Genomic DNA, 13,071 nt, shown 5'->3' on the forward strand with positions numbered 1-13,071 from the left:
CTGTACTTATTTTTGCAGGTTGACCGGGCCGAAGCCGTTGCCGCTCAGGGTAAAATCCTTGACCTGGGCGAAGGCGGCGGGAACTTCAAATACGAGCACGGCCTGTGTCTGGCTGCCGTTCGTTTCAAAGGCGATCTGTTTACATTCATAGCTTCCCGAACCATCCGCTACGGACGCTTTGGCGCCATCCGTACTGAAAAATGCGTTTTGCGCGTCGTCAAGCTTGTCATCGCCTACGCTTAACGTCATGACAAACAGGGTATTCCCTGCGGACGGCGTGAGGCTTAGAGCCTGGTCTGCGGTCTCCATTTGGACGATTTCATATTGGGCGCCGGACGTCTGGAACGTGATGGGCGCGGCGCATGCCATCAGTGTAAGGCAAGCGGTGAGAAGCAGGCAAACGAAGAATAGTCTTTTTTTCATGAGGGCCCCTTTCATCTGCCGCGTGAATGAATCGGATAAATGCTGCTTTCGGTACGCGCGGCATGCTGTATGTTTTGTCTATTGATATCATATTATTTATGGGGGGAAAATGCAACCGCGAATCGGACGGCAGATGGGAAAAAAGCGGTACAGATGAAAAAAAGTTGACGGGTATACGCTTTTTTTGTTAAACTAAGATAGGATATCGCAAGGGGGCGTTATGTTCCCGGCGGTATTTTTTTGTTAGAAGGAATGGTATTGCGCGCGAGCGCTGCCGATAAATTTTGAACCAGACAGGAGTGAACTGAAATGGCCGGTATCGTAGTTTTCGGCGCCCAGTGGGGCGACGAGGGAAAAGGAAGATTCGTTGACTATCTCGCTTCCAAGGCAGACATGGTGGTGCGTTATCAGGGAGGCAACAACGCGGGACACACCGTTGTTGCGGACGGCGTCACATACAAACTGCGGCTTATCCCGTCGGGTATCCTCTCCAAAGGGAAACCGTGCGTGATCGCCAACGGCGTGGTAGTTGACTTAGGGGCGCTCAAGACAGAGATCGAATATCTCGAGCAGCGCGGCGTTTCGGTGGATAACCTGTATATCAGCGACAGGGCGCACCTGATCATGCCGTACCACAGGGCGCTTGACGAGCTCAACGAGAAAAAGCTCGGCGACTTCAAGATCGGGACGACGGGCAACGGGATCGGGCCGTGCTATATGGATAAGACAGGGCGCGTAGGCCTGCGGATGTGCGACCTGATGGACGAGGAAACATTTCCCGTAAAGCTCAAAAAATGCGTGGAAGACAAAAATGAGACCATCACCAAGGTCTATGGCGGCGAGCCGTTGCGCTACGAAGATATCCTGGAAGAGTGCCGCGCGCATGCAAGGTATTTCAAGCCGTTTGTGTGCGACACCGTTTCGCTGCTGCACGAATACCACGAGGCTGGAAAAACGCTGCTCTTTGAGGGTGCGCAGGGCATGCTTTTGGATATCGACTTTGGGACGTACCCTTATGTTACCTCCTCGCACCCCAATACGGGCGGCGTAGGATCTGGCGCCGGCGTGGGCCCGCAGGTCATAACGGAAGTGATCGGCGTGGTCAAGGCCTATACGACGCGTGTGGGGGAAGGGCCGTTTGTAACGGAGCTTTTTGACGCGACGGGGGACGAGATCCGCAAAAAAGGCAACGAATTCGGAACGGTGACGGGAAGGCCGCGCCGCTGCGGATGGCTTGATCTTGTAATCGTTGATTTTGCGGCGAAAACAAGCGGTATCACCGGGTTTGCGCTGTCACGCATGGATACGCTCGGCGGATTTCATAAAGTTTTTGTTTGCACTGGGTATGACATTGATGGTAAAATAGTAAATACTTATCCGGCATCGCTTGAGACGCTTGCAAAGGCAAAGCCGGCTTATAAGGAGTTCGACGGATGGACGTCCGACTTATCGCATATCCGCAGGTATGAAGACCTGCCGGAGGCAGCGAGAAAGTATGTGGAGTTCATCGAGCAGCATACCGGCGTACCGGTCAAGATGATCGGCGTGGGCGCCGGCCGCGAGGAATGTATTTTCCGCGGGCTGTAGTGTAAATTGTTATCAAGTTTGCCGTACTAGACGGGGAGTTAGCGGTGTCCTGTAACCCGCAAGCCGCTATAGCGGGGTTGAATTCCGCGCCGAGGGTTTCTCTCGTAAGGTATGGAGCACATCGCTTGATGTTGATGGATGGGTCCTGTGCAACGCTGCGTTGTGAACCCTGTCAGGTCCTGACGGAAGCAGCAGTAAGCAAATTGCCGCGTGTGCCGCAGGCGTGCCTGTTCTGAGTCAACGATGTGATTTCCTCTCATGAGAGCAAATTCGGAGCGTGGTGTACGGCTTCTCATTTAAAAAAGACGAGGCATATGCCTCGTCTTTTTTATCATCTATCTTTTTTCTGCTGAAACGAGCAGCATCATCGGCCGGCGCAGCTCGTCTTTCATCCCGGGCACGGTATCGAGCATGTCCGCACTGGGCTGCGGCTCGATGAGGCCGGTAATCACAAAGCCCGATGTGAGCAGCGCCTGCAGGTATGTGGTCAGCGTCTTATGGTATTTGACGACGTGTTCGCCTAAAAACAGGGAATCCCGCCTGCCCTCCGTGAAATAGCGGTCAACCGGCCAATGGAGGATGTTGCCGTCCTCGTCGTAATACCAGTCTTCGCTGCCGTAGGCGGTGAAAACTGGATGTTCCACCGAAAAAACAAAAGCGCCGCCCGGGGAAAGATAGGAAGAAATTTTCGTGCAGATCTCTTCAAAGGATTCCAGATAGTGGAACGCAAGCGAACTGATCACGACGTCAAAATATCCACAGGGAAAATCCACATCTTCGATCGGCGCACAGATATACTCGATTTTATTGGAGCCGTTGCGCTTGCGCGCCTGTTCCAGCATGCTTTTGGAAATATCCACGCCGACGGCGGATTTTGCACCATGGTCGATCGCGTACTGGCAATGCCAGCCGAACCCGCACCCCAAATCGAGCACGCGTTTGCCTTTGAAGCGGGGCAGCATCGTTTTCAGGATATGCCATTCCCCCGCGCCTGCAAGGCCTTTTTGGGAACGATCCATCTGGCAGTATTTTTCAAAAAAGGTTTGGTCGTCATATTTGTTTTCTTTCATGGTTGCCTCCGTTTCGGCGCCCTGCGGCCGGGCTGTCTTATTTCAGTATATCCCGGATTGGATGCAGGGGAAAGATAAAAGATCAATTGCTGCCCTTGCCACAGGGAGGCAATTGTTTGGGATTGAACAAAAAACGGTTGATGGGCAGGGCAATCAGCACCCCGACGACTGTTTCTGCGGTACGCGTCAGGACATAAGGGAGAGTATCGAGCGTGGTGCCCGAATGCAGGAGCACGATCGCCGTGAAGATCACGCAGCTTGGCCCGACGGAATCCTTGATACCGAGGATGTTGCACAGGAAAATAAGCACCAGGATGAGCGCGGGCAGGATGAAGAGGAATAAATAATCGGCATAATGCGGGAGTACGGCGGCAAGTTCCAAAGGGATAAAGCTGAACAGGGAACCGATGATCGTTCCTAAAATCCGGTGCAGTCCCGTGTGTTTTGATTTATCATAGGTTGGCTGGATGCACAGGATGGCGGCGATGACCGCAAAAGCTGCCGTACGATTGAGAAGGTAACCGAGCAGCAGGCAGGCAAAGACGGCGATCGCCGTTTTGACCGCACGATACCCAAGACGGTAACTCAGATCCATGGAAAATCGCCTCCTCTTTGCCTAAAAGCTTTCCCATATTTTTAAACAGGAAGATTATTCGGTAATCAGCCCATGCTTGAAGTGTTTGTTGAAGAACACCAATATTCCGACCGCCGCGCCGCATATTCCTGTTATGACCATCAGGGCCTCAATGCGTACCTGGTCGGCGAGCGGCCCGAAAAAGGCCATGCCGATGGGCATCATGGCCGTCATAACGATCTGTGTGAGGCTGAATACGCGTCCCTGCATGTTTGGGTCGACCTGTTCTTGCAGCAAGACCATGGAGGGCGTCGTGAACAGCGGGACAGTGCTCCCCGTGAGAAACATCAGGACAAGGAACGCGATGAACCCGGGAACGATACCGACAAGGGCGGTGAAGATACCAAACAGGATGCAGCAAAGCGCGATGGAATGCATGCGGTTTTTAAAGCCGCCCCACACAGAGATGATGATGCCGCCGACAACGCCGCCCGCAGAAAAAATGATTTCCGTAGCGGAGAGCCGCCAGTATTCGTCGCCAAAAGTGCGCGACACCATCAGCGGCGTCAGCTGCGCGGCGGGGACGATCAAAATGAAGAACAGGGCATAGAAAATGAAGTATGCACGGAAGAATCCGCTTCCCCAAACATATTTCAGCCCGGCCTTGAGATCGTCGAAATAGCCGCCCTTCTGCTTAAACAGCGCTTTTTCATGCGCGGGAACCTTTAAAAAGAACATGATGGCGATCGCAATGGCGGCAGTACCGACATCGATGAAAAACGTATACTCCAGCTCCGTAAAAGAAAGCAGTGCGCCCGCCGCCGCAGGCGACAGGATGAACATGACGGATTGCAGGCTGCCGTTGATCCCGCCGATGCGCGTCAGTTTTTCCTGCGGAACGATCTGGGGCAGGAAAGCGTTGACCGCCGGCGTTTGGATCCCCGCACCGACGGAACGTACCGCGGAGACCAGGAAGATCATCCAGAGGTCGTCGTGGCCGGTCAGGAAAAAAGCCGCCAGGATAAAGGTGGCGGCCGCGGTCATTGCGTCCGCGCCGATGATCAGGAAACGGCGGTTATACCGGTCGGCCCACACGCCGGAAAAGAGCGAGATCACTACCTGCGGCGCAAAAGCACAGATGGAAGAGATCGTCATGATGGCGCCTGATTGCGTGGTAAGCGTGATGTACCAGACGATGGCAAATTGCACGAGCGAAGAACCGAAAAGCGAAACGGTCTGTCCGGACAGGAACATGACGACTTTCCGCCTCCAGCCATGAAACTTCGGATCGAGCGACTGGACACCCTCTGTTGCCTTGGATAATTCAGGCATAAATGGTTTACCTCCTTTTTGCTTTGTGCCGCGGTAACCTTACCAAAAATAGGTCTGAATTGATATGTTAATATAGGAAAAAATAATTGTCAAGGGAGATAAGATATATTTTTTTGAAATATACATTGACAGGCGAGGTATATGTAATTATAATGTAAATTGAAAAGTGAGATATTTGATGCGAAGGGAGGCGATATCCTATGTCCTTGACGTCGGATTTGATCCGTGGGCACACGGAGACGATCATATTGGCGCAGCTGCTGAAAAAAGACAGTTATGGATATGAGATCAACAAGTCGATACAGCAGACGACGCTGGGTGAGTACGAATTGAAGGAAGCGACGCTTTATTCCGCATTTCGCAGGCTGGAAAATGCGGGAATGATCGAATCTTATTGGGGGGACGAGACCACAGGGGCGCGCAGGCGGTATTACCGCGTGACGCCGCTCGGCAGGGCTCTTTATGAAACCAACAAGGGAGACTGGGAAAAGACGAAAAAACTGATCGACAGCCTGATATAACAAAAAAGTTACGGAAGGAACCATAACGGAGGGTTAAAGAATGGAAGAGAATTTACGCCAATATGTGGAAAACCTGTTTGCGGACGCACCCAAGTCAAAAAAGATGATCGAGCTGCGCCAGGAAATCCTCATGAACCTGAAGGAAAAATATTATGACCTGATCGAGTCGGGCGCGACGGAAGCGGAAGCGTTTGAAGTCGTGAAAAGCAGCGTGGGGGATGTGGATGAGCTGATCGCCAGTGCGAGCGATTATGGCACGGTTGACCAAGTCAAGGCGGAGGCGGAGCGCAGGAGGTCGGCAAAGCTTGTGGCCATCGCTGTAGCGCTTTATATCCTCTCGCCGGTGACGATCATCATTTTGGGAACGTCCGGGCAGCCGGTCATTGGGCTGACACTGATGTTTGCATTGATCGCAGTCGCTACGGGACTTTTGGTTTACAATAGCTCCATCAAACCCAAATATGAGAAGATGGACGATACGATGGTGGAGGAATTCAAGCAGTGGCAGGTGGAAACCAAGAAGAAAAACGACAAGCGTTCAGCTTACCTGGGCGCGTTCTGGTCGCTGGTCGTGGCATTGTACTTCATCGTAAGCTTCCTGACGATGGCCTGGTATATCACGTGGATCATCTTTTTGATCGCGGCGGCAATCGAGCAGATCATCAAGGCCTCCGCCAAGTAAGGATGGTATATTGAAAATGAGTAAAATTGGTAAAATTGTGATATGGACAGTGGTTGCGGTGATCCTTGCCGTGATCCTGGTATGGGGCATCGTCGGCGGGACGATGTGGAACAATGCATGGTCGGGCGTATCCAATATATTTTCAAATGTGGGCATCAACTTAAACGGCTTCTTTGACCAACTGCCGGAGGATGCGCAGACGAGTACAAATTTTGAGAAAGACGCGGGCGGGATCAACCGGGTCTCGCTGCAATTTGTAGACGAACGCGTGGAGGTCGTGGCCTCTGACGACAAGGTGATCCGTGCGGAGCAGACGAGCAAGGGGCAGCTTGACGACGACGATATCATGCATTACGGCGTGAAGAACGGGGAGCTGCTCGTGCAGAGCGGCAGGGCCAAACAAACGATTTTCACGAACTGGGGCAGGAATAAGGATATCAGGATCACCCTTTATATCCCGAGGGAATATGCCGGCATCCTCGAAGTGAGTACGGTTTCCGGCTTGATCAACGTACAGGGCGTAAGCGCAGAGCGCGGTACGTTTGACACGACATCCGGCGCGATTACCCTAAACGACGGTACGTTTGGGAAAATAAAAACCGACAGCACCAGCGGGAACATCGAGGCGGGCAGGATCACAGCGGATATTTTCCATGCGAATTCCGTTTCCGGGGAGATTTCGGCGGAAGGGACGCTTTTGGAAACCGATATTTCCAGCACGTCCGGTTCGGTAGATATCGTCACGGCGGAAGCAAAAGAATTCTCGGCAGATACGACAAGCGGTACGGTGCGCTTTGCATGCGGCAACGCGGACAACCTGGAAAAGATATCTGCGGACACGGTTTCGGGCGCGGTGGAGATTACCCTGCCGGAAAACGACGGGTTCAAGTTATCGTTCGATACGGTATCCGGCAGTACGCGCAACGACTTCGCGATGAAAAATGATGAATACAAAAACGGCGGAATCGATATCAATATCAATACGGTGTCGGGATCGCTTGATATCATTAACCGCTAAATTTAATGATATTTTAAGAATTTCTTAGGAGTTTAATATTGCCGGTGTGGTAAAATGAAAGAGGATAGAAAAGGGGCTTTATGGACAGCGGATATAAACTGGATACGGCGGCGACACTCTTTCCGCCCGTGACGCGAAAAACGAATACGTCCATTTACCGGATCGCAGCGGTGCTGCAAACGCAGGTGGACGCGGCGGTATTGCAGCAGGCAGCCGACGCAGTGCTGAAGCGCTTTCCGATGTTTACCGTGAAGCTCGTTTCCACCGCTTTTGACCAGCGGTTTGAACAGGTGGACGCGCCGTTTCTGGTCGCGCGGGAGGAAGAGTACCCGTGCGGGATGCTGGGCGAAGAGGAAAACAACGGCTACCTGTTCCGTATCCTGTACCATGAAAAGAAAATATCGCTGGAAATGTTCCATGCCCTATCGGACGGGACGGGCGCGGTCGAATTTATGAAGACGCTGCTGCTGGCGTATTTCAGGTTGCAGGGCAGGCGGATCGACCCGCAGGGGATGGTTCTCCTGCCGGAGGATGCGCCGACGGACGAGGAAGCGGAGGACGCGCTGCTGCGTTACCATGAAAGGGCGCACAAGAAGAAGATCAAAAAAGCGCCGGCGGCATTCAAGATCAAAGGAACGCTTTTTGAGCCGTACGGACATAACATCGTACAGGGCGTTGTGGCCGTAGACGCACTCAAGGCGGCGGCAAAACGTTACGGCACGACGATCACCGTGTACTTGACCGCGCTGGCGGCATATTCCATCTATCACGAGGAGGTGCGCGAGGGAATCGACGAGGAGCCGATCGTGCTTTCTGTACCGGTGAACCTGCGCGGCTTTTTCCCGTCAAAGACGCTGCGGAATTTTTTCTGTATCGCCAATATCACGATCCCTACCGGCGGGCATTTGACATTCGATGCGATCCTTGCTATGGTTAGGACGCAGCTTAGTGAAAAGACGGAAACGGACAACCTCAAAAGCGCGGTGGCGGAAAGCTGCGGCGTGATGGAAAACCCGGTGGTGCAGGGAGTCCCGCGTTTTATGCGGGATGCGGGCACGCGGTTTGTGTTTGCGTTTTTCAGTGAGGATGTAAAGACCATGACGGTCTCCAACGTCGGGCAGGTCATGCTGCCGGACGATATGAAACCGCTCGTTGACCGTATGGAGGCGGTGATCTATCCGACGGAGAGAAGCCCGGTCAACTGTTGTATGTGTTCGGTGAACGGCAAAATGACGATCTCGTTTATCCGTTCGATCGAGGAGGCGGATACCATCCGCTATTTCTTCCGCTATCTGGCCCGGAATGTGAGCCCGGAAATAGAAATCTATACCAACAATTGGGGTATTTGTGATGAAAAGCTGTGAATATTGTAATGTGAGGGTGGACGAAAACTTAAAGACGTGCCCGCTGTGCGGAAAGAAGCTTTCGGGAAGTACGGAAGGCGCTGTGGAGCAAACGTATCCGCGCTACGGGACACAGGCGGCAAGGGAAGCCCTGCCGGCAGGAAACGGCCGCTATTTTGCCTTGGCCATAACCATGATGATCATCGCGGTATGTGCGTTTGTGAACCTGCTGACGCGTGGGGAAGCGGGCGGTTACTGGTTTTTGGACGTCGCCGTTATCTTAGGGTATCTCTGGGTGTTGGTGCTGCACACGATCCGTTCCAAATCGCGCGGGAGCGTGAAATTTTTTGTGCAGGTGGGTATGATCTCACTGATGCTTATCGTATTTGATTTAAACGCGGGCAGCGGGCTTTGGTCGCTGCTGTTCGGGCTGCCTATCGAAGCCGTGGCGATGATCTCGCTGGCGACTTTCATCGTCTGCCGCCGAAAGATGCTGTGGGGCGAATACCTGCTGTATGGCTTCATGATCCTGTTCATTGGCTTTGCGCCCATGATCGCGGTGGAAATGGGGATCGTGCCGATGTTCTGGACATTCTTCATGAGCGCGGGATATTCCGTGGTGACATTCCTGTTCATGCTGATGTTTGCAAACAAGCAGTACAAGCAAACGGCGGTGAAGCGGGTGCGTTTTTAGGGAGAGGAAAACAAGAGGAAATACCCGGTGCTCCTGCTGCTTGCAGGCTCCGGTGGGAAGGATAGGCCGCTGCCTTTCGAGGGGCGGTTTTTTCGTATGGTAAAGGATTTTGTGATTGCCCTCCCATACGTTACGTGATATGATATATCCCATGAAGTACATTTCCGACCGTGTGTTTTATATGCATCTTGTTTAACCCTATTTAATACATGACGAGGATGATATGGAAAAGAAGCAAAAGATCGTGCAACAACGGATTTATATCATTGCGGCGGTTGCATGCGTTGCCTTTTTATTGGCGAGCGTGCTTTTTTTGCGTTATGCCATCGATGAAAACAAGCGGGAAACACAGGAATATATGCAGGAGGTCGCGCAACAAAGCAAGCTTGCCGTGGACAAGCAGGTACAGGGGGATTTTCAAACGCTGGAAGGGATCGCGGGAATACTTGGTGCAATGGACAATCTCGATTTTGAAGCGCTGCTGCCCGTGATTAACGATATCAACCAGGAGAATGCGTTCATCCGTATGGGCTTTACGGACAGGAGCGGACTTACGGATGGCGTAGATATCGACGGTACTGTCTATAAGGATATTGACCTGAAGGACAAAGGGTTTGTGGAGCGGGCCTACGCAGGCGAAGAAGTCCTTACCAAAACGCAGTGGGCCGAAACGAACGATTTTTGGGTGAACTATTATGCGGTGCCGATCTGGCATAACGGCGAGGTCGTCAAAGTATTGTGCGCAGTCAATAATTCTGGCGCGTTCAGCGAGATCATGGATACGTCCATGTTTGACGGCAAGGGCTATGCCAGTATCATCGACAAGGATGGTAACTATATCATCCGTTCCAACCATCCGTCGCTCGACCAGGACAGGGACGCGCGCAACCTGTTTGAATTATACCCTTTTTCCACGGAAGAAAAGGATCGCATGCGCGCGGACTTTGAGCGGGGAGAAAGCGGGTTTGTTGAATATACCCATCGGGGCGTCCGTATGTGGGCTTCGTATACGCCGCTCGAGGTGAACGGCTGGTATATTTTCAGCGTTGTCCCGGAGGCGGAGATCAACGAAACGTTTACCATGATGACGTGGGGGCTTGTAGGAATCATCGTGGGGGCGATCCTCGTGTTTGTGTTCTTGATGGTATTGATCAAACGTACCAACGACAAAGGTATCCGGGCGCTGCGCAAAATGGCTTTTACCGACCAACTGACGGGATACCGCAATTATCCGAAATTTTTGATCGATGTGCGCAAAATGTTGGGCCGCAAACGGGATAAAGTATATTCATTGTGGTACAGTGATTTGAAGAATTTCAAGACGGTAAATGCCATGTTTGGATACGACGTGGGCGACAGGATATTGAAATTCTGGGCAGGCCTGATTGAATCTGATATGCGGGAAGGAGAAACCTTCTGCCGCGTATCGGGAGATAACTTTGTCGTGTTGCGCGAATATATTTCGCAGGAGGAATCCTTGCGGCGATTCCATTGGATCGTCAGCAGCCTGGAGGCATTTCCTGATACGGCGAAGCGCGGGTACAAGCTGGAAATGTGTTCGGGCATTTATGTCATTGGAGAAGACGACGGGGACATGACTATCAACGACATGATGGACGCGGCAAATGTGGCGCAAAAATCCGTCAAGAACTTAAGCGGGGCGCGGGTCGCTTTCTATTCGGCGGAGATGCACAAGAAGATCGTGCGCGAGGCAGAGATGGAAGCAAGAATGGAAAGCGCGCTTCTCAATGGCGAATTCCAGGTGTACATGCAGCCAAAGATCGACATCCAGCATGGCGATACCATCGCAGGGGCGGAAGCGCTGGTGCGGTGGATCAGCCCGAAAGACGGTTTTTTGGCGCCGGGCGAATTCATCCCGCTGTTTGAACGCAACGGATTTGTAATCCGGCTGGATGAATATATGTTTGAATCGGTATGCAGGATGTATCGGGAGCGGCTGGATGGCGGCCTGAAAATGCCTGTCGTGATCTCTGTGAACGTTTCGCGGCTGTGCATGCTGCAACCGGGATTTGTGGAACGCTATATTGGGATCAAGAATCAATACCGTATACCGGACAGATGCATTGAGCTTGAATTTACGGAAAGTATTGCCTTTGACAACCATGCCCTGTTCCGCAGCATTGTAAAAGAATTCCAGGAAAACGGGTTTTTGTGTTCGCTGGACGACTTCGGTGCGGGACATTCGTCGCTCAATATTTTGAAAGACTTGCCCATGGATGTGCTCAAGATCGACATGCTTTTCTTCCGCGAAGGAGAGAACGCGCACCGCGCCCGCGAGGTCGTGAAGGGCATCGTCAACATGGCGAAGGCCCTGCATATGAAAACTGTGGCTGAGGGTGTGGAGTCTTTGGAGCAAGTCGAATTTCTGCGCAGGATCGGCTGCGATGTGGTGCAGGGTTATGTATTCTCGAAGCCCCTGCCGATCGCGGAATTTGACGACTTTGTAGCATTATGTGAAAAGCGTGAAGAAAACCAATAAAAAGTTGTGCTGGATATTTGGCAAAGATGAAAAATGCGCAAAGCAAAAACATAACCTGGTTTTTATGGTATGATAAAGGCCAGTACAAGAAGAAAGACGGCAAAAGATACAGATGCGGGAACAAAAAAGCAGGGAACAAAGAAACAAACTGATAGAAAAAGGAATCGAGCTGATTCGTAAGCATGGGATGAAAGATTTTTCTGTCCGGAAAATTGCGCGGGAATGCGGCATGACGCCTAAGGGGCCGTACAATTATTTTGAAGGTGTGGATGATTTTTATAATGAAATCAAAAATAAAATCCTGCGCCAGCTGATGGGGCACCTGTATTCCGATACAATCTTGCAGGAAAAGGATCCGGTGGAACGATTCATGAAGCTGGAACGGGCATATTATACTTATTATGAACAATACTTCCGCCTGCTGAGCCAAATTTTTGCGCAAAGCCCAATGACGCAATATTATATTGAGGAAACGGGGGAAATCTGGCGCTACGTGACGGATTACCCGTTTTTGATGGACGAAGGTGAGGAACGCAGCGTGGTATGCTATAAACATATGGTGTTAAGCGCCCTGCTCGAAGGCATGCCCTATACTGTGGATAAGGGCAGCGGGGACTGGGAACAGCACATCCGCAGCATCGTAAACACGGCGCTTGATTGTTTGGACGGCGCGATTTTTGAAGGCGGTGCAAAATGACGAAGCATGGGGAGTCCAACCCAACGAAGGATATTTTGCTGAAAACAGCAGTGGCGATGATAAAAGAGGAAGGAATCGAAGGATTTTCCGCCAGAAGGCTGGCCGCGCGCTGCGGCCTTACGCATCAGGTTCCCTACCGTTATTTTGAAAATAAGGAAGCGCTTATGGGGAGTGTTATTGCGGAAATACTCACACAGATGAGCTTGTATACTTCCGCCATGGTGAAAAAGCGCAGGGACGAGGAACCTCTTTTGGTGTATTGCGAGGAGGCGATCCGTTTTTTGGTGAGGAACCCTAACTTTGGAATATTGATCTATTCCAATGAGGGCGGGAAGAAAGCGAACGGATACGTCGTGGAACATTTCCGGCGCCTCCGTTTTGATTTTGGAGAAATAGCGGAAGATTATTTTTACAGGTGCGGGGTGCCCAAAGAAAAATATGCAGATGTATTCGACGTCATCAATACCATGATGTCTGGCCTGGCGACCCGCATGATCAATAAAGGGATCGTGGTGGAAGGCGACCTGAAACCGGTTATCCGCATGATAATCGAAGAGACTTTACATCTTAAAGTAAAAGGGTAAATCGTAGGGATTAAAAAATATCACGGCCAGATACGGCTGGAAAAAA

The 13,071-nt window shown here is 51.7% G+C and carries 13 protein-coding genes and 1 other RNA gene; 10 read left to right on the forward strand and 4 right to left on the reverse strand.

Annotation, left to right across the window (positions count from 1 at the left end):
• Window positions 1-6: 6 nt before the first annotated feature.
• Window positions 7-423: a hypothetical protein gene (locus tag BN6471_RS05040; protein WP_066646139.1), complete on the reverse strand. Its 417-nt coding sequence runs from the start codon at window positions 421-423 to the stop codon at window positions 7-9.
• 309 nt (window positions 424-732) lie between these two features.
• On the opposite strand from BN6471_RS05040, the gene BN6471_RS05045 reads away from it, so the two are divergent.
• Entirely contained in the window at window positions 733-2,010 is a 1,278-nt protein-coding gene (locus tag BN6471_RS05045; RefSeq protein ID WP_066646141.1) for an adenylosuccinate synthase, read from the forward strand.
• 21 nt (window positions 2,011-2,031) lie between these two features.
• Window positions 2,032-2,298, forward strand: an RNA gene (gene ffs / locus BN6471_RS05050) — signal recognition particle sRNA large type.
• Window positions 2,299-2,345: 47 nt separating this feature from the next.
• Here the strand turns inward: ffs and BN6471_RS05055 are convergent.
• The 3 genes from BN6471_RS05055 to BN6471_RS05065 all read right to left on the reverse strand — a co-directional run bounded on the left by BN6471_RS05055 (window position 2,346) and on the right by BN6471_RS05065 (window position 4,986).
• Entirely contained in the window at window positions 2,346-3,080 is a 735-nt protein-coding gene (locus tag BN6471_RS05055; RefSeq protein WP_066646143.1) for a class I SAM-dependent methyltransferase, read from the reverse strand.
• 82 nt (window positions 3,081-3,162) lie between these two features.
• A complete protein-coding gene (locus BN6471_RS05060) occupies window positions 3,163-3,675 on the reverse strand; it encodes an FUSC family protein (RefSeq protein ID WP_066646145.1) in 513 nt (170 codons plus the stop codon).
• 54 nt (window positions 3,676-3,729) lie between these two features.
• A complete protein-coding gene (locus BN6471_RS05065) occupies window positions 3,730-4,986 on the reverse strand; it encodes an MFS transporter (protein WP_066646147.1) in 1,257 nt (418 codons plus the stop codon).
• Between the two features lie 200 nt (window positions 4,987-5,186).
• Here BN6471_RS05065 and BN6471_RS05070 point away from each other — a divergent pair, with 200 nt between their 5' ends.
• From BN6471_RS05070 to BN6471_RS05105, 8 genes are all read left to right on the forward strand, one after another.
• Window positions 5,187-5,507, forward strand: a complete 321-nt coding sequence (locus BN6471_RS05070; RefSeq protein ID WP_066646149.1) for a PadR family transcriptional regulator — start codon at window positions 5,187-5,189, stop codon at window positions 5,505-5,507.
• Window positions 5,508-5,547: 40 nt separating this feature from the next.
• Window positions 5,548-6,189 (forward strand): permease prefix domain 1-containing protein, encoded by a 642-nt coding sequence (locus BN6471_RS05075; protein WP_066646150.1) that lies wholly within the window; start codon window positions 5,548-5,550, stop codon window positions 6,187-6,189.
• Between the two features lie 16 nt (window positions 6,190-6,205).
• Window positions 6,206-7,207 carry a DUF4097 family beta strand repeat-containing protein gene (locus tag BN6471_RS05080; RefSeq protein WP_066646152.1) on the forward strand — a complete coding sequence of 334 codons (1,002 nt, stop codon included), beginning with the start codon at window positions 6,206-6,208 and terminating at the stop codon, window positions 7,205-7,207.
• Window positions 7,208-7,287: 80 nt separating this feature from the next.
• Window positions 7,288-8,571, forward strand: coding sequence for a hypothetical protein (locus BN6471_RS05085; RefSeq protein ID WP_066646158.1), 1,284 nt, complete (start codon window positions 7,288-7,290; stop codon window positions 8,569-8,571).
• A complete protein-coding gene (locus tag BN6471_RS05090) occupies window positions 8,558-9,244 on the forward strand; it encodes a DUF6320 domain-containing protein (RefSeq protein WP_066646161.1) in 687 nt (228 codons plus the stop codon). Before BN6471_RS05085 ends, BN6471_RS05090 begins: the two co-directional genes overlap by 14 nt.
• Before the next feature lie 223 nt (window positions 9,245-9,467).
• Window positions 9,468-11,744: a bifunctional diguanylate cyclase/phosphodiesterase gene (locus BN6471_RS05095; protein WP_066646163.1), complete on the forward strand. Its 2,277-nt coding sequence runs from the start codon at window positions 9,468-9,470 to the stop codon at window positions 11,742-11,744.
• A gap of 112 nt (window positions 11,745-11,856) precedes the next feature.
• A complete protein-coding gene (locus tag BN6471_RS05100) occupies window positions 11,857-12,441 on the forward strand; it encodes a TetR/AcrR family transcriptional regulator (protein WP_074025756.1) in 585 nt (194 codons plus the stop codon).
• Window positions 12,438-13,025: a TetR/AcrR family transcriptional regulator gene (locus tag BN6471_RS05105; protein ID WP_066646167.1), complete on the forward strand. Its 588-nt coding sequence runs from the start codon at window positions 12,438-12,440 to the stop codon at window positions 13,023-13,025. Before BN6471_RS05100 ends, BN6471_RS05105 begins: the two co-directional genes overlap by 4 nt.
• Window positions 13,026-13,071: the final 46 nt, after the last annotated feature.

The sequence above is a fragment of the Christensenella timonensis genome, assembly GCF_900087015.1.
In the GTDB taxonomy this organism is placed as follows: Bacteria; Bacillota; Clostridia; order Christensenellales; family Christensenellaceae; genus Christensenella; species Christensenella timonensis.